This window comes from Acidilutibacter cellobiosedens (assembly GCF_004103715.1).
GTDB lineage: Bacteria > Bacillota > Clostridia > Tissierellales > Acidilutibacteraceae > Acidilutibacter > Acidilutibacter cellobiosedens.
The window spans coordinates 900,902-921,214 of record NZ_CP035282.1; the positions used below are offsets into that span (position 1 = coordinate 900,902).

Annotated in this window: 22 protein-coding genes and 1 tRNA gene; 11 read left to right on the forward strand and 12 right to left on the reverse strand. The window is 33.4% G+C overall.

The features are described 5' to 3' along the window. Positions 1-13 precede the first annotated feature (13 nt). The 3 genes from dcd to EQM13_RS04300 all read right to left on the reverse strand — a co-directional run bounded on the left by dcd (position 14) and on the right by EQM13_RS04300 (position 1,064). Positions 14-553, reverse strand: coding sequence for a dCTP deaminase (gene dcd, locus EQM13_RS04290; protein ID WP_114217959.1), 540 nt, complete (start codon positions 551-553; stop codon positions 14-16). A gap of 122 nt (positions 554-675) precedes the next feature. After that, positions 676-748, reverse strand: a tRNA-Arg gene (locus EQM13_RS04295). 52 nt (positions 749-800) lie between these two features. Further along, complete coding sequence (locus tag EQM13_RS04300) at positions 801-1,064, reverse strand: hypothetical protein (RefSeq protein WP_200796117.1); 264 nt, start codon at positions 1,062-1,064, stop codon at positions 801-803. 356 nt (positions 1,065-1,420) lie between these two features. Between EQM13_RS04300 and EQM13_RS18160 the strand changes: the two genes are divergently transcribed. The 3 genes from EQM13_RS18160 (at position 1,421) to EQM13_RS04310 (ending at position 3,262) form a co-directional block, all read left to right on the forward strand. Further along, on the forward strand, positions 1,421-1,573 hold the full coding sequence (locus EQM13_RS18160; protein WP_159429057.1) for a hypothetical protein: 153 nt from the start codon (positions 1,421-1,423) through the stop codon (positions 1,571-1,573). A 427-nt stretch (positions 1,574-2,000) separates the two neighbouring features. Continuing rightward, complete coding sequence (locus EQM13_RS18685; RefSeq protein ID WP_071140274.1) at positions 2,001-2,618, forward strand: helix-turn-helix domain-containing protein; 618 nt, start codon at positions 2,001-2,003, stop codon at positions 2,616-2,618. A gap of 341 nt (positions 2,619-2,959) precedes the next feature. Beyond that, positions 2,960-3,262, forward strand: coding sequence for a hypothetical protein (locus EQM13_RS04310; protein ID WP_071140275.1), 303 nt, complete (start codon positions 2,960-2,962; stop codon positions 3,260-3,262). Positions 3,263-3,345: 83 nt separating this feature from the next. Here the strand turns inward: EQM13_RS04310 and EQM13_RS04315 are convergent, their stop codons facing one another. Beyond that, complete coding sequence (locus tag EQM13_RS04315) at positions 3,346-4,710, reverse strand: sigma-54 interaction domain-containing protein (RefSeq protein WP_071140276.1); 1,365 nt, start codon at positions 4,708-4,710, stop codon at positions 3,346-3,348. Positions 4,711-5,045: 335 nt separating this feature from the next. Here EQM13_RS04315 and EQM13_RS04320 point away from each other — a divergent pair, with 335 nt between their 5' ends. Next, positions 5,046-6,410, forward strand: coding sequence for an amino acid permease (locus EQM13_RS04320; protein WP_114217958.1), 1,365 nt, complete (start codon positions 5,046-5,048; stop codon positions 6,408-6,410). A gap of 63 nt (positions 6,411-6,473) precedes the next feature. Then, positions 6,474-7,376, forward strand: coding sequence for an agmatinase family protein (locus EQM13_RS04325; protein ID WP_071140278.1), 903 nt, complete (start codon positions 6,474-6,476; stop codon positions 7,374-7,376). Positions 7,377-7,457: 81 nt separating this feature from the next. On the opposite strand, the gene feoB is transcribed toward EQM13_RS04325, so the two are convergent. The 3 genes from feoB to EQM13_RS04340 form a co-directional block, all read right to left on the reverse strand. Continuing rightward, positions 7,458-9,620: a ferrous iron transport protein B gene (feoB, locus tag EQM13_RS04330; RefSeq protein WP_128752039.1), complete on the reverse strand. Its 2,163-nt coding sequence runs from the start codon at positions 9,618-9,620 to the stop codon at positions 7,458-7,460. Between the two features lie 30 nt (positions 9,621-9,650). Further along, the gene (locus EQM13_RS04335; RefSeq protein WP_071140280.1) at positions 9,651-9,887 is read right to left on the reverse strand and encodes a FeoA family protein; all 237 of its coding nucleotides are present in this window, start codon (positions 9,885-9,887) and stop codon (positions 9,651-9,653) included. A 132-nt stretch (positions 9,888-10,019) separates the two neighbouring features. Further along, the gene (locus EQM13_RS04340; RefSeq protein ID WP_071140281.1) at positions 10,020-10,676 is read right to left on the reverse strand and encodes a metal-dependent transcriptional regulator; all 657 of its coding nucleotides are present in this window, start codon (positions 10,674-10,676) and stop codon (positions 10,020-10,022) included. Positions 10,677-10,853: 177 nt separating this feature from the next. On the opposite strand from EQM13_RS04340, the gene EQM13_RS04345 reads away from it, so the two are divergent. Continuing rightward, entirely contained in the window at positions 10,854-11,345 is a 492-nt protein-coding gene (locus EQM13_RS04345; protein ID WP_071140282.1) for a metal-dependent transcriptional regulator, read from the forward strand. Positions 11,346-11,425: 80 nt separating this feature from the next. Here EQM13_RS04345 and EQM13_RS18815 read toward each other — a convergent pair whose 3' ends face one another. The 4 genes from EQM13_RS18815 to EQM13_RS04360 all read right to left on the reverse strand — a co-directional run bounded on the left by EQM13_RS18815 (position 11,426) and on the right by EQM13_RS04360 (position 14,489). Continuing rightward, entirely contained in the window at positions 11,426-11,560 is a 135-nt protein-coding gene (locus EQM13_RS18815) for a hypothetical protein (RefSeq protein ID WP_255401677.1), read from the reverse strand. Between the two features lie 176 nt (positions 11,561-11,736). After that, on the reverse strand, positions 11,737-12,567 hold the full coding sequence (locus tag EQM13_RS04350; protein ID WP_159429058.1) for an ABC transporter permease: 831 nt from the start codon (positions 12,565-12,567) through the stop codon (positions 11,737-11,739). Positions 12,568-12,591: 24 nt separating this feature from the next. Continuing rightward, on the reverse strand, positions 12,592-13,464 hold the full coding sequence (locus tag EQM13_RS04355; protein WP_114217956.1) for an ABC transporter permease: 873 nt from the start codon (positions 13,462-13,464) through the stop codon (positions 12,592-12,594). 11 nt (positions 13,465-13,475) lie between these two features. Further along, positions 13,476-14,489 carry an ABC transporter ATP-binding protein gene (locus EQM13_RS04360; RefSeq protein WP_114217955.1) on the reverse strand — a complete coding sequence of 338 codons (1,014 nt, stop codon included), beginning with the start codon at positions 14,487-14,489 and terminating at the stop codon, positions 13,476-13,478. A gap of 297 nt (positions 14,490-14,786) precedes the next feature. On the opposite strand from EQM13_RS04360, the gene EQM13_RS04365 reads away from it, so the two are divergent. From EQM13_RS04365 to EQM13_RS04380, 4 genes are all read left to right on the forward strand, one after another. Further along, positions 14,787-15,149 carry a GntR family transcriptional regulator gene (locus EQM13_RS04365; protein ID WP_071140284.1) on the forward strand — a complete coding sequence of 121 codons (363 nt, stop codon included), beginning with the start codon at positions 14,787-14,789 and terminating at the stop codon, positions 15,147-15,149. Between the two features lie 3 nt (positions 15,150-15,152). Next, positions 15,153-15,851 carry an ABC transporter ATP-binding protein gene (locus tag EQM13_RS04370; RefSeq protein ID WP_114217954.1) on the forward strand — a complete coding sequence of 233 codons (699 nt, stop codon included), beginning with the start codon at positions 15,153-15,155 and terminating at the stop codon, positions 15,849-15,851. 11 nt (positions 15,852-15,862) lie between these two features. After that, positions 15,863-16,609: a hypothetical protein gene (locus EQM13_RS04375; RefSeq protein ID WP_114217953.1), complete on the forward strand. Its 747-nt coding sequence runs from the start codon at positions 15,863-15,865 to the stop codon at positions 16,607-16,609. Between the two features lie 118 nt (positions 16,610-16,727). Continuing rightward, positions 16,728-17,972: a M48 family metallopeptidase gene (locus EQM13_RS04380; RefSeq protein WP_161567168.1), complete on the forward strand. Its 1,245-nt coding sequence runs from the start codon at positions 16,728-16,730 to the stop codon at positions 17,970-17,972. Between the two features lie 37 nt (positions 17,973-18,009). Here EQM13_RS04380 and EQM13_RS04385 read toward each other — a convergent pair whose 3' ends face one another. Next, positions 18,010-18,825, reverse strand: a complete 816-nt coding sequence (locus EQM13_RS04385; RefSeq protein ID WP_161567169.1) for a sigma-70 family RNA polymerase sigma factor — start codon at positions 18,823-18,825, stop codon at positions 18,010-18,012. Between the two features lie 252 nt (positions 18,826-19,077). Between EQM13_RS04385 and EQM13_RS04390 the strand changes: the two genes are divergently transcribed. Beyond that, positions 19,078-20,262, forward strand: a complete 1,185-nt coding sequence (locus tag EQM13_RS04390) for a cation diffusion facilitator family transporter (RefSeq protein WP_114217950.1) — start codon at positions 19,078-19,080, stop codon at positions 20,260-20,262. Positions 20,263-20,313 lie beyond the last annotated feature (51 nt).

The window sequence follows — 20,313 nt, forward strand, 5'->3', positions numbered from 1 at the left end:
GCTGTAAGTGGGGTTATCTGGATATTTCGGTATCTAAATATATTCTTGACCCTGTTACCCCACGCTGTCCCTGATATTTGCCTCTGTACGGATTAAGAGCATCCTTGTCTAATTGTGCGAAGACCAATTGTCCAATACGGCGTCCGTATTTCAACTCAATTGCACACTTATTGGCATTAAAAAGCTCTAAGGTTATTTCTCCTTCAAAACCGGGGTCAACCCATCCGGCATTTTGAATAAACAATCCCAATCTTCCGATAGAGCTTCTCCCTTCAACAAATGCAGTCATATTATTAGGCAGACGAATATATTCCATGGTTGTTGCTAAAACAAACTGTCCGGGGAGAAGTAAATATTTTTCGGTCTGAATTATCTTATACTGTATTTCTTTTTCTAACTGGAGGATGCCGTCACAGTTGTCTTCTACTATTCCAAATGTGTTTCCTAATCGTATATAAATGCTTGCAGGTTGAATTTGTCGTTCCTCAATCGGAGAAATGTAAAGTTCGCCTGATGCGAGTTGTTTTTTTAAGGTGAAATCGGATATTATCATTATTTCAATACTCCTTTCAGGTATAGGGCCTACTGATATTATGATTTTTTGATCACTATATCACATTTTCAATTATGAATAAAGATATAGCTTCCTGTTGACAGGAAGCTATATCTTTATAGTGCGCCCTGAGGGATTCGAACCCCCGACCAACTGATTCGAAGTCAGTGACTCTATCCACTGAGCTAAGGGCGCAAATATTTCTAATTTCATTATAATATTTTTTGCATGACTCGTCAATTTAGAACTACAAATTAAATTCCATTATTTTTACTACTACTCCATTTATTTTATCGAGTTTTTCTTTTAATTCCTTTATTTTTTCATCTTTTCCTAATATTAAGTCCAAAATTATGATACCTATAGGACTACAAGTTTCACTTTTTGATTCTACATCATGAACTCCTATTCTGGTCTTTATGTAGCAGCCATACTCAGTCAACAATCTCTGTACCTCTAATGCCTCTTCTTCTCTATCTCCCAGTTGAATTCCCATAATAGTTTTTTTCATATTTATAACCACTCCTTTCATTTTGCTTAAAACAAAACATCTATGAAATATATTATCTTAAGCAATTATTTTTTTTATTTATTTTTGTAAAATTAACATAGTTAGCTATAAATTACATAAAGAAATGAATAAAATATACAAAATTTTTTAGAGTTAAAATGTAAAAATTTATTAGTTTTATTATAACAATTTTATCACAAAATATGAATTATTAAAATACTTTTGATAAATTGTAAAATTCGAAGATTTGTATACTAAATCTTCGGACTTTTCCTTTGTCAGCAACAGGAAAATGATATAATATAAAACAGATAAATAGATCAAATTGCAGGCATATCGGGAAGGGGGCAATTGGTATGAAGATATCAGAGTTCAACATAGCCCGTGATCTGAACAGAGTATTAAAATTGTTAAAAGGCGAAGATGAAATTTCAGAGTGCTTCCGAAACGCAGCAGAATCCGATCATGCATCCATATATATTGCTGAAGAGATTCCGAGACATAGGTAGCAGATATGGTTATATAAAATTCAATAAAACTGACAGCAGGCCAAAGGCACCAAAAGGCTATTCAAATGAGAAAGAAATTATGGAAGCGTTCCGCCTTCATGGTATGCTGGAAGAAGAAATGACTCTGTGACGGACTGTTGAGGAACCTACATCTAAACCGAGCAATTGACACATTCTAAAACATTGTACGAATGGTTTGAATCCCATTGGTTTAAGTCGTTTGTACAATGTTTTGGGTTTTATCTAAAGAAGTTGATTTTATTTAACCAACATCTTTGTCTTTATGATAAAATGCTAAAAACAGTTCGAATTATTGATATTTTACGGTGGTGCAACTGTTGGTTGACAAAAAAGAAAGGGCAATTGGTGGAATGGCAACCAGTACTTTTGTTAAAATGACATTACTATAAAGGAGGGAGTGTCAGTTATGAATATAGCAGACAGAATACAATATTTGCGAAAAACAAAAGGTCTTTCACAAGAAGAACTTGCTGAAAAAGTCGGAGTTTCTCGTCAGGCAGTATCAAAGTGGGAAAGTGAACAAAGCATTCCGGATATTGATAAAGTGATAATTATGAGTGAATTCTTTGATGTCACAACGGATTATATTCTTAAGGGAATAGAGACTGAAAAACAGACTGATAAAAAGGCAGTAAATGCAAATGTATTTGTGATTGTTGGAACGGTTTTGAATTTTATTGGACTGCTTGTGGCTAGCGCAGTTTGGTATGAGGAACAAGTGCCGATGGCTGTTGTTATTGGACTTGTTTTTATGGCACTTGGATGTATGGTATTTGGAATAGGCTTATATGGATCTGCCCAGAATACTAAGATGAACGCAAAGCGTAATTTTTGGATGATAAATATCTGGATTATAATATTTATTCCATTGTCATTTGTTTATAATATTTTATTTACAGGTTCAACAGCTCCATACCCACTACTATCAAATCCTTTGATTGCGTTTCCGATTTTTTGGTTAGTTTATTTTACAATTAGTTTAACAGTGGTGTTTACTCAGATAAAAATTAATAGGAGAAAATGAGTATAACAAAAAGTCTTCTATCTGGTATTTAGATCGAGCAAATGAGACAGGATAGAGTCAGAATATCAGCACATAAAGGGTGTTGAGAGTTCTGGCTTTTTTGTTGTACTCTAATATAGAGTATAAAATAGGGCAGGAAGGTTCATTATTTAAATAATAAAACAACCCAGAGGAGAATATAAATAGATTATACTTATAAAAAAATTAAATAATGTTTTTTAAAATGTTTTTGGAAAGAACAATATGTAAATTAGTATGAAGGTATTTGTATCATATAAGAAATAGTAAAAATTTACATATTGTTTATATAAGCAGTTTTACTCAAAAAAGGGGGGAAAAATGTGTATAATGACTTTTTGACAGCAGAGACTTTAGCAACATTTGTTGGGTTAGTAGCAGCAGTAACAATTATTGTCCAGTTTACAAAGAGTATAGTAAAGAAAAAATTTGATGATTCATACGTAAGATTATATAATTTTATAATTTCTCTTATACTTACCTTTGTATTTGCCAGATCCGGTTCTGGATTGGGAGGTATAGTATTAACAGTAATAAATGCCATTCTTATTTCGGTAGCAAGTGCGGGAACCTATGAAATTGTATCAGACCCAAAAGCAGAAAAGGTAAAGATGAGCAAAGGATAATAAAAGAAAGTGAACAAAGGAATATTGAATTATTAGGTAACAGCATAGCCAAAATGGCTATGCTGTTTTGTAGTTGTATCTGGCTAAGCCCTTATTTTATCCAGTATATTGTATTTTTTTAATTTATAATATAAGGTTTGTCTGGGAATACCTAATGCTTTAGCTGTTTGAACTATATTATATTTTTTCATCTTGATTGTTTTGATAAGAATATTTTTTTCATATTCATCTACCAACTGAGAAAGGGGTTTGTTGTCTGAACTGATTAGGTTATTTTTATTTGTATTTGAATATAAAATATATTCAGGAATATGTGATGCCTTTATATATTCTCCTTCGACTAAATTGAATGCACTTTCCAGACAATTTTTCAGTTCCCTTACATTTCCCGGCCAATCATATTCCATAAAGAGAAATTTTACATCTGATTCCAAATCCTTAACATTTTTATTGAATATATGATTAAAGTGTTTGATGAAGTGTTGACAAAGCAATTCTATGTCCTCTTTTCTTTCTCTTAAAGGAAATATTTCCATGCTTACTACGCTTATTCTGTAGAACAGGTCCTGACGAAACTTATTAGACTTTACTAATTTAGATAGTTTTTCATTAGTGGACGATATAATTCTTACATCTATATTTATTTCTTTGTTATCTCCTACTCTTCTTATAGCCCTATTTTCAATTGTTCTTAATAATTTTGATTGCATACTTTGGGGCATTGAATTTATTTCATCCAAATATATTGTACCTCCATTGGCGATTTCAAATAAACCTGCTCTGTTTTCAGAACCGGTAAAACTTCCTTTGACTGACCCGAATAGTATACTTTCTATAAGGGTAGACGGTATTGCGGCACAATTTTGAGTTACAAAAGGTTTCGATGCTCTGTTACTGCAGTTATGAATAGAGTGAGCTATTATTTCCTTTCCAGTTCCTGTTTCTCCGTAGATGAGAATAGTAGAATCGTTTTTCGAAATTTTTTTCATATTTTCAATAGCAGCTTTCATTTGACTATTACCAGTAATAAAATTGTCAAAATTGTATTTTGCGCTGTAATTTAAATACATTTTTTTCTTTTTGGGAGAATCTTTTTCCGGGGAAATATTTGTGGATATTTCTATTGCCCCGATTATTCCCTTGCCGTTTATAAGAGGAAATGCTGAATTTATTGATGAAACTGTGACTTTGTCATCTATTTTAATAAACTGAAACTGGTTTATCAGAGGTTCACCAGAATCTATGACTTTAAATATGGTACTATTTTCTTTAGTTAGCCAAGGATATAATTCAAATATTGATTTTCCGATATTATCTTGATTTCCCGATTCATTATATATGTCGTTAAAATTATTGTAATACATTATTTTACCTGATTCATCGGTTACAATTATTAGGTCTGTATTTTTTAGTGAATTTTTCATATCATCTAAAAATTTTTCGTACATTTTTTCACTCCCAAGTGACCAATTATTATACATATTGTATTATTATATATAATAACATTAAAAATTAAATAGTCAACTAATTTTAAGCATTTTTCCCGTTAATTTTGTAATGGAATGCGGAAACTATTGTTATGGTCAAAAATTATGTCAGATAATTGTACATATTGTTGTTATTAATAAAGGATATATTGCTGAAATACCCAAAACCATATTTGGCATTATAATTGCTAATAAATAATGAAGAGATCTCAATTAAGTTATGAAACCGTTATTATAATAGTTTAAAAACTGTAATTATTTTGATGAATTAAAATTAAGATATGGGAGGAAAACATATGGGCGATAATGGTATAAATAAAAAAGAGAAAGTGGAATTAAAAAAAGAAATAGGGATTGCAGGAGCCGTTTCAATAATTGTGGGGAATATGATAGGTTCAGGCATATATATGACACCTCAGACATTAGCATCGGCATCTAACCCTAAATCAACTATGATAGCTTGGGTTATAACTGCCGTCGGTTCAATACTGGTAGCACTGGTTTTTGCAAGGTTAGGGGAGAAATATCCTGTTAACGGAGGGCCTGTTGTTTATACAAGAGATGCATTTGGAGATTTTGCGGCATTTTTAACTGTGTGGACTTATTGGATTGGAGCATGGATTTGTGATGCAGCCGTAATAACGGGATTTTTAAGTTATTTGTCATTTTTTATACCCATATTAAATCAAAGCAGATTATTGGCATTTTTGGCATCTACTTTAACTTTATGGCTTTTTACCGGCATTAATATAAAAGGTTCAAAGGAAGTAGGAATTGTAGCAGTAATAACTACGGTCTGTAAGATCGTTCCTCTGCTTATATTTATAATAATTGCAGCAATGCATTTTGAACCATCCAATCTATCTACGGTATCAAGTGAAGCTCTTCGCGGGACCAATACAGTTTCTGTTGCTGTGGGAATTACATTATGGGCATTTTTAGGTCTTGATTCTGTTAGTGTTGCAGCAGGAGATATTAAAAATCCGAAGAAAAATGTTAAGAAAGCAACTATTTTAGGTATTATAGGAACTTCAATAATATATATGGGAATTAATTTCTTTGCTATGGGTGCGGTTTCTCAAGGATATCTTGCAAAATCGACGGCTCCTCTTGCTGATGTTATAAATAAGGCAACAGGTTCTTCCTGGGGAGGCGGTTTTGTGGCAGTAGGAGCAATAATAGCAACTCTCGGAGCTACGTCAGGATGGATTTTGATAACGGCAAGGGTAGCGTTGTCTGCCGGAGAAGATAATTTATTTCCTGAAGTATTTGGGAAGATAAGCCCTAAAACTCATACGCCGATCAACGCATTAGTAATTAGCGCAATAGCTGCTAATATATTGTTGTTGTTAAACTTTGTAGGAAGTCTTCAGATGGCATACAATTTTATGGTTCTGATAGGAACTTTGGCCTTTCTTCCTGCTTATGCTTTTAGTGCTGTAGGAGAAATAGTGCTTTTGGCAAATAAATCAGATAAATTTAATTTCGGGATATTCTTAAAAAACAGTTTTATGTCATTGATTGCTTTCATATATGTACTTTATGCAATATACGGAATAGGAGCTAATGCAGTTATGTGGGGCTTTATTTTGATGCTTGCCGGAATTCCTTTCTTTGTATATATGAAAGTCCAAAAAATAAACGAAGCAGATAAAAATTAAGTTAATTATTATTCTATATTTATAGAATTTAAATTATAAAAATCATCTAAGGAGGAAAATATTATGGACAAGAAGAAGAGAAATAAATTTGGAATATTGGGATTGAATTATGACACAGAGGCAGGCTTGGGATGGCCGGGAGCAAGATATGCGCCTGATCAAATAAGAGAATCATTAAAATGGATTTTGAACAGAATAAGAGATAATGAGTTGTTTGATACTGAAAACAATAGACTTATAGATATGTCCAAAGTGGAAATCAAAGATTTCGGAAATCTTTCAAAAATAAGCAGGTATAACCATGAGAAGAGTATGAACGAAACAAAGTTAGAAGTAGATAAGGTTTTTGATCAAGGCTATGTTCCCATACTTTTGGGAGGAGATCATTCCGTAGCTTGGCCGGGAATAAAATCTTTGTACGATCATACTAAAGGAAATATGGGTCTGATTCATTTAGATACTCATCTTGACTTAGTGGAAGATTCTCCGATACAAGGAAAGTATTCGGGAAGCAGCGAGATAAGAAGGACAGCCGAATTGGAGAGAGTCAAAGGGGAAAATATAGTTCAAGTGGGAATCAGAGGTTATAACTATGCAGAACATTACCATTTTATAAAAGACAATAATATCAACGTAATTAATCCCGAATTATTTTTTACTAAAGGAGCAAAATATGTAGCACAAAAATCATTGGAATTGGCTTCAAAGGGAGTTGAAAAGATATACTTTACTTTGGATATAGATGTACTTGATTCAGCCTTTGCGCCTGGTTCGGGAGCTAATGAACCCGGAGGAATCAGCACTTATCAGTTGTTTAAGTTCGTAAAAGAAGTTGCTCCATATGTGGATGCCATTGATATAGTTGAAGTCAATCCTATGACTGATTATCGAAATATGACAAGTACTGTGGCTTCTAAAATAATAATGGATTTTATTGTAGCTAACTATTATGCGCTAATTGAATAAAAAGAAAATCGTTGTAAAATATGCTTAAAATGCCTGAAAGAATGTTTTTTAACATTCTTTCAGGCATTTTTTGGCGACAAACTATGCCAATCCCAATAATCGAATTGTATTGGCAACCAGGAAGCAGACGATAATTCCTGTCACCGTTGGAATGGCAAAGCCAAGGACGGTCCATTTTGCACTCTGGGTTTCTTTCTGAATTGTAAGACATGTCGTACCGCAGGGCCAGTGCAGCAGGGAGAATAGCATGACGCACATGGCGGTAAGCCAAGTCCAGCCGTGAGCGACAAAAAGAGCGTGGAGTTGCGCAAGGTTTTGGTAATCCGTCAGAGTGCCTGTTGCCATATAGCTCATGATGATAATCGGCACCACGATTTCATTTGCGGGAAATCCTAGGATGAATGCCATCAGAATGTAACCGTCAAGCCCCAGAAGTCTGGCGAACGGGTCCAGAAATCCTGCGCACTGTGCGAGAAGACTCATGCCTCCGACATGAAGATTAGCAAGAAGCCAAATTAGCAGACCGGCCGGTGCAGCGACGACAACAGCCCGGCGCAGCACGAACAACGTCCGATCGAAGATGGAACGCACAATCACGCGGCCAATCTGCGGACGGCGGTATGGGGGAAGTTCCAGATTAAAGGAGGACGGCATTCCTTTTAAAATTGTTTTAGAAAGTAGTTTGGAAATCAGCATAGTCATGAAGACCCCGAAAATGATTACTGCAGTCAAAGTCACGGCAGATACGGCGGACTGGAATGGACCAGCCACTGCTGCTGCAAAAAACATTGTGATAACGGCGATCAGGGTTGGAAACCTTCCATTGCAGGGAACGAAGTTGTTGGTCAGGATTGCAATCAGGCGTTCCCTTGGGGAATCGATAATACGGCATCCGATCACGCCGCAGGCGTTGCAGCCGAAGCCCATGCACATGGTCAGGGACTGTTTTCCGTGAGCGCCTGCCTTGCGGAAGAAATTGTCGAGATTGAAGGCGACACGCGGCAGATATCCCAAATCCTCCAATAAAGTAAATAAAGGAAAAAAGATTGCCATAGGCGGCAGCATGACGGAAACAACCCAAGCCAAGGTACGGTAGACTCCTTCAACCAGCAGACCCGTGACCCATTCGGGAGCGGAAATCCAATGAAAGAACTCCATCAGCCGATCCTGTACCCAAAACAACCCATCGGCAATCAAGGCGGATGGTACATTTGCCCCTACGATCGTAATCCAGAAGATTCCGAGGAGCATCAGAATCATGATGGGAATACCAGTTGCCTTTGATGTCAGTATCTTATCGATTTTTCGGTCCCGTTCGAAGTACTCCTCCTTTTCATAGACGACTGTTTCCCGGCTGATGTTCTCACAGAGATCGATGATTCGGGTGACGACCCGGTCGCGAAAGGAGTTGCCGGGAATTTCTGATTGTTCCAGAAATTTTGTTGCCTCCAGTAAGCGGGCAGCAACAGCTTCATCCGACAGAAGGTCTTTTCCCAGATAATTCTGCATGGATTCCAGCAGGCTCTTGTCGCCGTCCAGTAGTTTGAGCGAGACCCACCGGCCGTTCAGTTTTCCGTCCAGCGCTTGCTCCACGGCGGGCTGCAGGATGGAAATCACCTGTTCTATTTCCTTGCCGTAAGTAATTTTTAACGGCTCTGTTTGGAGACCGTCCCGTGTTACGGCTTTGACTGCGTCCATCAGGCTTTCGAGTCCTTTTCCGTTCCGTGCGCTTGTGCCGACAACGGGGATTCTTAATTTTTGGGATAGCGTACCGATATCGATTCGTATTTTTTTCTTTTCCGCTTCGTCCAGTAGATTGACGCACAGTACGACGCGTCTGGAGATTTCCATGGCCTGAAGGACCAGATTCAAATTGCGTTCCAGGCAGGTTGCGTCTGCCACGACCACAACGGCGTCCGGATCTCCGAAGCAGATAAAATCACGCGCGATTTCTTCCTCTTCGGAATTTGCCATCAGGGAATAGGTTCCCGGAATATCCACCAGAATGAAATTAGTGTCCTTATAGCGGTATTTTCCCTGAGCATTGGCCACGGTCTTGCCGGGCCAGTTCCCCGTATGCTGGTTCATTCCGGTTAAACTATTAAAAACCGTACTTTTTCCTACATTAGGATTTCCGGCCAATGCTATCACTTTATCGTCTTCTGTTTCTTTTTTAATTTGTAATATACCACTGCTGTTGCAGCTCAATACTTCTGCCCCAGTGGATTCACTTGATAGTCCCATAAAATTTCCTCCTAAACTATTGTATTTGAATTATGTTGTTACCATGATTTTGGAAGAAACATCTGATCGCAAAGCAATTACAGCGCCGCGGATCAAATAGGCCACTGGATTACCAGACGGACTTTTATAAAGGGGTTCTATTTCTGTTCCCTTAATTATTCCAAGATCCAACATACGCCTTCTTGTTGTACCATCTGACGTTAACATAGTGACATTTGCTTTTGTGCCAATCGGAAGTTGATCCAAAGAAATTTCCTTATTATTCAAAGTAAAAACCCCCTTTAAATTTATATAAAGTAAATTGTTTTAATATATAGATTTTATTATCACACTGTATTACTTAATTAAGAAATACTATTAAAAAAAGAGTCTTGTAATATACTATTGTGTATGCATTTGTTACGTATTTTCTATATCATCTACATCGATATGACATGCAGCTTTGTAACTTAACTGTATTTGCCTATCCTCAAGGTCAATAGTAATTGGCCCTTCATAAGGTCCTATAGATACAATAGTAAAATGACTCCCGATTTTGATACCTAAATCCTGTAAATAATCCAAGAGTTCCTTTTCTTCCGTTACCCTCCGAATAGTAGAACTTTCTCCAACAGTCATCTGACTTAGTTTTCGAAGGGGTATTATTTTAATTTCACCGTCAGGATGTGGTATGAAGAAACCGTGAGGACAGTAATCAGGATGATTTAAGAACTCATCAAGCCGCTGCGCCAGTCGTGGAGATGTCACGTGCTCTAAAAGTTCCGCATCCTCATGGGTTTCGCTCCATGAGTAGCCTAAATACTGCATTAGAAATACTTCCCACAGCCTATGGCTTCTAAGAAGCAATACTGATTGTTTCATTCCGTACTCTGTCAGACGGATGCCATGATATGGTTCATATTCAATAAAGCCATCCTTTTGTAGTTTCACCAGCATTTCACTGACAGAGGCAGGAGATACATGTAATACGTCCGCAATTTGTTTATTTCCGATAAGGTTGCCGTTTCCACCTAATTTACAAATTTCTTTTAAATAATCTTCTTTGTTTGGTGTCATTATATCCTCCTATTTTTAGGTATACCTAATTTATTTTTATTATATACCTAATTTGCGATTATTGCAACCTCTTTTTGTTAGGACTGGCTAAATATTTTTCCTTAAGCTAATATATGGTTCTTAATTTAAAAATGTTACGAATATATTGTAATAATTTTAAAGTAAAGGACTGATTCTATGAGTGATAAGATGAACTCTGAATTCCGGACTTCGAGGGGATACCAAATTTTAAACCGACAGGAAAAAAAGCTTACTTCGGCAATGGAAGATTATCTTGAAATGATCTATAGACTTTGTCTTAAGAATGGCTATACTCGAGTGGGTAGGTTATCTGAATTACTTCATGTGAGACCATCTTCTGCATCTAAAATGATTTCTAAATTGGCGGATATGGATTGTATTAAATATGAACGTCATGAAATCATTCTTCTGACAGATTCAGGTAAAAAAATTGGGTCTTATCTTCTTTGCAGACATAATATTGTGGAAGAGTTTTTACAATTAATCGGAAGTAATAACGTACTTGAGGAAACTGAATTGATCGAACATTCCTTAAGCCCTTCTACTGTTGAGAATTTAAATACTTTTTTAGAGTTTTTTAAATCTGATCTTTATGCAGACAAAAATTTTCGCGATTTTAAGAAAAGCAAGGAAAGGATGAATACTTAACTCAGTATGTCAAGAAAGAAATTTAATGTATAAAAAACAACAGATCGGACTTATTATTAGTCTAATCTGTTGCTTATAGTTTAGCATCTATTGTTAAACATTGGCCCGCAAAATAATATTATGAGTAGAAGAAAGAAAAACAACAGAGAATCATTATTACAACCACTACCGCCAAACAAACCTCCCAATATTCCATTATTTTGATTTTCAACCATAGGAACACCTCCTTTACAGGTTTAAGATTTATTCTTCATTATAGATTATGTAGATAACAAAAATGTGTTACTGTTAATAAAAAAGTTTTGTATCGAAGAATTAAGAAATTAAAGGAAATGAAATTTTCCCATGGGTTATAAAAAATTAATGTGACAGAGGTATGAATTCTGTCACATTAGTGAAATCCAATGTTTCCTATTTTCTTACAGTAATTTATTACTTTATTTAAAATTTGTATTCCGACTGTAATTCCGAAACACATAAATATCAGAAGTATTAACCTTTCCGTATTTAACGGAAGAATAGTGTGTGTATCCAATAGTATTCCCCTGATTGCATCAAAACCATAGGTCAAAGGGAGAGCAAAGGATATGGCCATTAAATATTTTGGAAGAACGGTTATAGGAAAGTTCTGGCCGGATAATGTAGTTAACAGATAATTACTTATATCAATTATATTATTGGCATTATTTGTAATTAGAACTAATGAAGCTATACCAAATCCCAGACCGTATAATGCTATTAAAAACGGAATAAGAGTTATTATAGATGATAGTATTCCTCTGCCTATATTAAATCCAAACAAAATCCATATTAAAAAAGCGGTAGTGACAGAATTTATAGTTGTGATTACCAATGAAAATAGAGATCTTCCTATAAGTTGTATCCATATGGGGATTGGGGTAAGCCAATTTGATTCAATCACTCCCGTATCCATTTCCTCTTTGAGGGAGAATCCCATTCCCCACATCACGGAACTTATAAAACTCCCTATTATGCTGCCTATTACTATATATGCCATATAATCATTTGTACCTGCATACTGTTCAAATCCTATATTTTTACCGCCTATTTGAAATGATTTAGCAAGAAAATAAACGGGAGCGATCCATATGACAGGTTCTAATATGCTGAATATTGCGTTTATAGGATATCTGAAGAAAATTTTCATATCCCTTTTAATAATTGCTCCTATTGAAATTAAGTATAACTTTAAATTTTTCATTTTCATACTCCTTCCTTTATCTGTTTAATATTGACCTAAGGAACCTAATTCCTTTACTTTTTTCTGCGTATAGTTAAATGCTAAAATACCTGCAAACATCAGTATTATTCCGGAGATTATCAGAAATATCAAATCATTTTTTATATAGGACAAATTTTTCCCTTCCGCAATTACCTTTCTTAAGGCATTGATACTATAAGTAACCGGGATGACATTTGAGATATTTTTCATCCAGCCGGGAAGAACGGCTAAAGGATAACTGATGCCGCAGAAAACCATTATTATGCCTCTTACAAGGAACACCATGGAATTTGTTTCTTTTGCCCACATCACCAGGCTTGCAAATATGAATCCCAGTCCGTAAACAGAAGGAATTGAAATCAGCATTACAAGTAAAGCCAAAAAGGGATTCCCGACTATCTCAAATCCGTATATGATTTTAAATTCTATTAAGGATACTGCTATATAAACTGTATTCATCAGTAACTGAGAAAGGGAATATCCAAAGAGCAAACTTATTTTGGATATGGGACATAACCAATTGGATTCCAATGTTCCTTCCACCTGTTCAGATCTTAGACTTGTTCCTAAGCTCCACAGCATTAAGTTCACCCACATCCACATAGTTGTTCCTATTAACATATAAGTAACATAATCATTAGTTCCTGCCAGTGCTTTAAAAGAAGCTAATGATTCTGAATTTGTTCCGGCAAGGGCTTTGGCCGTGAACAAATAAATAAACGGGAAAATTATAGGCCATATAATTAGAGAAATAAACCAAGAAGGATATCTTAACATTATGGTGACTCTTCTTTTAAAAATGACTAACATGGCAGTGATATTTGAAGGTTTTTTATAATCCTTATTGACTTTAGGCTTAAGATTGACAGTTTCCATTTTAATTCCCCCTATTCTCTTAATGATTTTCCTGTAAGGTTGATAAATACGTCTTCCAATGTAGGTTCTTCTGATCTGAAATTACTTATTTTAATATTGGAAGCAGTAATGGTGGAGATAATATTGCTTACGGTGTTTGAACCGTTAGTGATATGAATCTTAACTTCATATTCTCGAGCATTATCATTAAATTTTGAATTTACACTTTTAACAAAAGGAATTTCTTTGACTTTATGGGCAATTCCTTCATCCCAATTATTTAATTCCACAGTTACCGTATTTGTTTTATTTAGACCTTCTTTTAAATTTTGAGGAGTATTCAAAGCAATTATTTTTCCGTGATCTATTATTGCAATTCTATCACTAAGTAAGTCCGCCTCTTCCATATAATGAGTTGTGAGGAGTATTGTTCTTCCTTCTTTTTTTATTTCCAGTATGACTTCTCTTAAATTTCTTGCAGATTGAGGGTCTAACCCGGAGGTCGGCTCGTCCAATATGATTATTTCCGGTTCCGAAATCAATGCTTTAGCGAGAGCAATTCTCTGTTTCATTCCGGTTGAATATTTTTCCACAGTTTCATCAGCTCTTTTATAAAGACTAAATCTTTTTAGCAGATAGTCCGTTTTATCTTTGGCTACTTGCCCTGTTATACCGTTCATAGCGGCGAAATAAAGAAGATTTTCTCTGCCTGTGAGTTTCCAATATACACTTCTTTCTCCGGCAAGAACTGTTCCCAAATTTTTCAATACATCAATAGGATTTTTAACGGCATCAATTCCATTTACCATTACTGTTCCGGAAGTGGGGCGGAGCAGAGTAGAAATCATTTTTATAGTAGTTGTCTTTCCTGCCCCGTTAGGGCCTAAGAATCCGAATATTTCACCTTTATTTACGTTAAAATTTATGCCGTCAACTGCTGTGAATATTTTTTTCTCCCTATTTTTTATCTTTGCAAAAAATCCTTTTTTCTTTTTGACTACAAAATTCTTTTTTAAATTTATTACTTCTATAGCATAACTGCTCATAAAAGCACCTCCTTAGAAAAATTATGAGTATGTATTATTGCTGTTATTAAGATAATAGTATATTATTTTAGAAATGTCAATATAAATATTAATAATTTTAATTTTTATATTAAAATTATTAATCAATTAATTTAAATTAATAAGAAATATATAAAAAAGGACCATATTAAAGCATTGACATACTTAAGGTCAAGTATAGATAAAAAAAATTAGAAACAAAAACTGTTGACATAAGGTGTATATTAGTGTACTATTTAAATAGTACACTAATATACACCTTATTCAGGGGGTGAAAAAATGGAATTTAAAGATGATTTGCCCATATATGTTCAAATAATGAGTTTAATTAAGAAAAGAATAATTTCCGGAGAGTTAAATGGAGGTGACAAGATGCCATCTGTAAGGGAATTTTCAACTGAACTGAAAGTAAACCCTAATACCGTACAAAGAGCGTATCAGGAGTTGGAAAGAGAAAATTTGGTTTTTACCCAAAGAGGAATGGGAACTTTTGTTTCAAAAGACGAAGAAATAATTATGAAATTAAAAAAAAACATGGCAGACGAAATAGTTGACGGTTTTATAAATGATATGAAGTTTTTAGGGTATAGTTCAAATGAAATAATTAATTTAATTACTATAAAAATAAAGAAGGAGGAGTAGAATATGGAAAGTATTGTAAAAATAAAAGATCTTTCTAAATCCTATTTTAATAAAAAGGCATTGGATAATATAAATTTAGATATAGAAGAGGGGAAAATAATAGGTATATTGGGGCCTAACGGAAGCGGAAAGACTACATTATTGAAGATTATCAGTGGGATATTGAGACAATCCAAAGGAGAAATATTTATAGAAGGGCAAAAGCCGGGACCTTATACTAAATCCGTCGTATCTTATCTTCCGGACAGAAATTATCTTTATAAATGGATGAAAATAAAGGATGCAATAGAATTTTTTAAGGATTTTTATAAGGATTTTGATGAGAAAAGAGCTGATGAGCTGTTAGATTTCATGAAACTTGATAAAGAAATGAAATTGACTTCTCTTTCAAAAGGAATGGTTGAAAAATTGAATTTGACTTTGGTGTTGTCAAGGAAAGCCAAATTATATGTTCTTGACGAACCTATAGCGGGAGTTGACCCTGTCGCAAGGGATAAAATACTTGACAGCATAATTAACAGCTATGATGAAAACAGTTCAATGATTGTAACAACCCATCTGGTAAGGGATATTGAGAAGATATTTAACAGGGTAATATTTTTAAAATCCGGAAAAATCGAGCTTTCAGGAGATGTGGAGGAATTAAGGGAAAAAAATCAAAGTTCAATAGATGAATTATATAAAAAGGTATTTGAAGAATAGGAGGAATTATTATGGGAAGATATATGAAATATGAAATTAAAGGTAGCTATAAATTTATTTTAGGGGTTATTGCCATATTTTTAATATTAAATACGATTTCTTATATTAAAATTTCAAGTGATTATATACGATTTATTGCTTATATGATATTATTCGGAACATCCTTGGCGGCATTTCTGTATATAGTGGGTTCATTTAAAAATGAACTTTATGAGGATAGAGGGTATTTGACCTTTACTTTGCCCTTAACGGGAAGGGAAATACTTGGAAGTAAACTGATAGTTGCCATGATGTGGTTTGCTATACTCGGAACAATTGTATTTTTACACAATCTTTTCATGATGAGCTGGATAAGCAGAGTAAGCTTAAGTGAAATTTTAGAGTATTTTTCATCTGTGGATATAAATATAATAAAAATGTTTTTATATTGTATGATGCTTTTGATAATAGGGGTGATAATCACTTTACTGTTAATATATTTTTCTATGGCTTTAAGCAGGGTATCATTAAAGAATAAAAAAATAGGTGGAATATGGTTTGTAGTATTTTTAGTTTTAAGCATTGTGTTCTTTTATTTTTTAGCAAAGATAACTTCATGGATACCTTACAGTATTGATATGAGTACATTTAAAGTAGTCGTTCCGCTGAATGGTTCAATATTCAATTTAAATATTGCGGGATTTATATATACTATTGCTGTAGGAGTAGGTGCTTTTTTGACTACAGGATATATAATAGACAATAAAATAGATCTGTAAGATTTTAATAATAATCTTTAAAATATTCCCTACCAATAAAAAGTAGGGAATATTTTTATTCTAAGGGTATTAAAATTACATAAATATGATAGTATAAATGTATGAAGGAAGGGATTATATGAATAGAAAATTAAAATTTGTTTTTCTGATATTTTTTGTATTGCTTATTAGTTTTATATTCATAATTCTGTATAGCGAGAAAAAAAATATGGATGAATTGAGGACAGAATATCCTGATATTTCAGAAAAGGCCTATTCTTATAGAAATACTAATTTGAAGATTTGGGGATTGAGTTTATTTTTGAAATTTCTTATTCCCATATTATTTTTGACTACGGGATTTTCTTCTTATATACAAAGATACGCTAAAGGTAACGGACGAGGGCTGTTCTTAACTGCTGCCATATATATATTGATATTTTCCATAGTAGATTTTATTATAGATATTCCGTTGAATTATTATGGCAATTTTGTTATACAACATAGATATGGTCTTTCGGCCCAGGGCATATACAGATGGCTTGAGATGGAATTAAAGGGATTTGGATTGAATTTAATAATTTCTATAATAGTAGGATGGTTCCCCTTTTATTTAATAAAGATGAGTCCTTCAAGATGGTGGCTGTATTTGGGAATAATTGCAATACCAATATTTATATTTGTCAATATTATATCTCCTATGTACATAGATCCTATATTTAACAAATATACTGAATTGAAGGATAAAGAGCTGGAAGCTGATATAAAAAAGCTTCTGGAAAAAGCGGGAATAGAAAATGCTCAAATATATGAGGTGGATAAGAGCAAGGACACCAATACCATGAACGCTTATATGACAGGTATTTTAAAATCCAAGAGAATAGTTTTGTGGGATACTACTATTAATAAGCTTACTCGGCAAGAAACAGTAAATGTTACTGCTCATGAAATGGGTCATTATGTAAATAACCATATAATCAAAAGTACCATAGTGGGAGGTATATCCACCATACTGTTATTGTTCTTGGTGAATAAGACATCCCTTTGGATTTTAAAAAATTCAAGAGGAATATTTGGATTTAAAAATTTATATGAGGTAGCTGCTATTCCTTTGCTGATTCTTTGTTTGAATTTCTATTTGTTTTTGTCTTCTCCTGTTTCAAACTGGTATTCAAGAAAGATGGAATGGGAAGCCGATAAATACGAATTAGATATTACAAAGAACAAGGGAGCTACCGTATCTTCTCTTGAAAAAATATATGAAGAAAGTTTATCCATACCGAGACCAAGCAATATATATAAGATCTGGTATTATAGTCATCCATCCTTAGAGGAAAGAGTTAAATTTGCAGAAAACTATAAATTTGAGAATAAGCTCCCATAAAAATTCCCTAATTTAAAAATAGGGAATTCTTTGTAATTTATATATAGTTTAAATACTCTTTAAGTCTTTCATTTTGACTGGATTTCCTGATTTTTTTTAATGCATTTTCCTCAATTTGCCGTATTCTTTCCCTTGTAAGGTTAAATTTTCTCCCTATTGCTTCTAAAGTCATGGGTTTTTCACCTTTCAGTCCAAACCGAAGTTTTAATACCTCTCTTTCTCTTAAAGAAAGGGAGTTTAAAATTTCGCAGATGTCTTCCTTCAAATGCTTATTTAAAATGATTTCTTCTATAGTAATTTTTTTATCAGGAATAAAATCCTGGAGTTCAATGAATATATCGTCACTGTCTATGTGAATAACTGTATTTAAAGAGACAGGATTATAATAATATGTTTTGTAAAAGTTAATATGTTCATATTCTCTTTCTGTAATATTTATTTTTTCACATAATATTTTGGAACTAATATCGGAGTCATATTTAAGGTAACTGTTTTCTTCTTTACTAACTTGATTCATTTTTTCATATATATGAGCAGGAAGTCTTATTAAATAACCGTCATTCATTATGGCTCTGCTTATTTGCTGTGAAATCCAATAGTAAACGTAAGTGGAAAAATTCGTATTTTTAGAAATGTCAAACTTTTCTATACCTTTTATCATTCCTATAATTCCTTCCTGAATCAGATCTTCAAAGGTAAAAGAAGTATGTAGATTTACTTTTTTCCTGGCAGCAGTATATACAAGACCTATATTATTTATAATGAGTTCATTTCTTGCATTGATATCATTATTCATCTTGTATAGAAGAATAAGCTCTTCATTGGATTTTATGGATTTTTTTTCTTTTTTCATTTTCATCACCTATTAAATATATTATTCTCTAAATAGTGAATAAATCCTTTAATTATTGAAAAAATATTGATTTTTTTATGGGTTGTTGTACAATGTTATGTAACAAATGTAAAGTAAGAGGAATAAATATAATTTAATGATCAGATAAAAAATTTTAAAAAAAAAATTTTTTTGATAAACAAGGGGTATAAATTTAAAATAGAAAATATTTTTAATATATCTGATTAAAATATAGGAATAGGGAGGATTTTTATGGTATCTAAATTTTTAGTTTCACATTTTATTAAGGATTATAATAATACTACTGATGAGAAAATAAGAGAAAGGTACGGTTATCTTGGAGGAATAGTTGGAATTCTTATCAACTCCCTATTGTTTTTAATAAAACTTTTTACAGGTATTACAACAAAAAGTATATCTATAATTGCAGACGGATTTAATAACCTTTCCGATTTAATTTCTTCAATTATTACAATGGTAGGATTTAAATTAGCAGGTAAGCCTGCAGATGAAGAGCACCCTTTTGGACATGGCAGAGTGGAATATTTGTCTGCTCTTATAGTATCCGTTATAGTGATATTGGTAGGACTCCAATTTATAAAGGTGTCTTTTAACAGAATAGTTAACCCTAAACCTGTCATATTTAATATGGTTGCATTTATTTTGATTTTAATATCAATATTTGCCAAAATATGGCTCAGTCAATTTAATAAATATTTGGGGAAATCAATAAATTCAAATGCGTTGGTAGCAAGTTCATTAGATGCAAGGGGAGATGTTTTTACATCCTTTTGTGTTGCAATATCATTGATTTTATCTAAATGGACATCTTTTCCTATTGATGGGTATATAGGAATTTTGATTTCTTTGTTCATAGTATATTCGGGATTTTCTCTTATTAAAGACACGCTCAACCCTCTATTGGGAGAACCGCCGGATCCTCAACTTGTAGAGAAAATAAAAAAAGGAGTTTTAAAATATGAATATATAAGCGGTGTTCATGATTTGATTATTCATAATTATGGTCCGGGAAAATGTATGGCATCTATCCATGCGGAGATTCCCCAGGATATTTCGGTTGTTACAATTCATGAAGTTATAGATAAAGCCGAGCGGGAACTTTCCAGTGAACTTAACATTTACCTGGTTATTCATATGGATCCTATAGATACGGACTGCAAATTTACGAAGGCAGTAAAAATGGAAGTGGAAAACATTATCAGTGAAATTCCGGAAGTTAAATCAATGCATGATTTTAGAATTACGGGAGAAGGGGAAAATAGAATAGTTATATTTGATTTGATAATAGAAGGCAAGGGAAATTTTAAACAGGATGATGAAAAAATATTAAAAGAGAAAATTAATTTTGAAATTCAAAAACTTCATCCTAACTATACTACAGTTATAACCTTAGATAAAAGTTTTACGGTGTTATAATATTTTTTAATATTGTTGAACATTATATTATCTTGTTATATTATATGGCTA

Bases quoted from the DNA above. Each gene is read 5' to 3' on its own strand.
- dcd (WP_114217959.1), bottom strand. From the start codon at position 553: ATGATAATATCCGATTTCACCTTAAAAAAACAACTCGCATCAGGCGAA.
- EQM13_RS04300 (WP_200796117.1), bottom strand. From the start codon at position 1,064: ATGAAAAAAACTATTATGGGAATTCAACTGGGAGATAGAGAAGAAGAG.
- EQM13_RS18160 (WP_159429057.1), top strand. From the start codon at position 1,421: ATGAAGATATCAGAGTTCAACATAGCCCGTGATCTGAACAGAGTATTA.
- EQM13_RS18685 (WP_071140274.1), top strand. From the start codon at position 2,001: ATGAATATAGCAGACAGAATACAATATTTGCGAAAAACAAAAGGTCTT.
- EQM13_RS04315 (WP_071140276.1), bottom strand. From the start codon at position 4,710: ATGTACGAAAAATTTTTAGATGATATGAAAAATTCACTAAAAAATACA.
- EQM13_RS04320 (WP_114217958.1), top strand. From the start codon at position 5,046: ATGGGCGATAATGGTATAAATAAAAAAGAGAAAGTGGAATTAAAAAAA.
- EQM13_RS04325 (WP_071140278.1), top strand. From the start codon at position 6,474: ATGGACAAGAAGAAGAGAAATAAATTTGGAATATTGGGATTGAATTAT.
- feoB (WP_128752039.1), bottom strand. From the start codon at position 9,620: ATGGGACTATCAAGTGAATCCACTGGGGCAGAAGTATTGAGCTGCAAC.
- EQM13_RS04340 (WP_071140281.1), bottom strand. From the start codon at position 10,676: ATGACACCAAACAAAGAAGATTATTTAAAAGAAATTTGTAAATTAGGT.
- EQM13_RS04345 (WP_071140282.1), top strand. From the start codon at position 10,854: ATGAGTGATAAGATGAACTCTGAATTCCGGACTTCGAGGGGATACCAA.
- EQM13_RS18815 (WP_255401677.1), bottom strand. From the start codon at position 11,560: ATGGTTGAAAATCAAAATAATGGAATATTGGGAGGTTTGTTTGGCGGT.
- EQM13_RS04350 (WP_159429058.1), bottom strand. From the start codon at position 12,567: ATGAAAAATTTAAAGTTATACTTAATTTCAATAGGAGCAATTATTAAA.
- EQM13_RS04355 (WP_114217956.1), bottom strand. From the start codon at position 13,464: ATGGAAACTGTCAATCTTAAGCCTAAAGTCAATAAGGATTATAAAAAA.
- EQM13_RS04360 (WP_114217955.1), bottom strand. From the start codon at position 14,489: ATGAGCAGTTATGCTATAGAAGTAATAAATTTAAAAAAGAATTTTGTA.
- EQM13_RS04365 (WP_071140284.1), top strand. From the start codon at position 14,787: ATGGAATTTAAAGATGATTTGCCCATATATGTTCAAATAATGAGTTTA.
- EQM13_RS04370 (WP_114217954.1), top strand. From the start codon at position 15,153: ATGGAAAGTATTGTAAAAATAAAAGATCTTTCTAAATCCTATTTTAAT.
- EQM13_RS04375 (WP_114217953.1), top strand. From the start codon at position 15,863: ATGGGAAGATATATGAAATATGAAATTAAAGGTAGCTATAAATTTATT.
- EQM13_RS04380 (WP_161567168.1), top strand. From the start codon at position 16,728: ATGAATAGAAAATTAAAATTTGTTTTTCTGATATTTTTTGTATTGCTT.
- EQM13_RS04385 (WP_161567169.1), bottom strand. From the start codon at position 18,825: ATGAAAAAAGAAAAAAAATCCATAAAATCCAATGAAGAGCTTATTCTT.
- EQM13_RS04390 (WP_114217950.1), top strand. From the start codon at position 19,078: ATGGTATCTAAATTTTTAGTTTCACATTTTATTAAGGATTATAATAAT.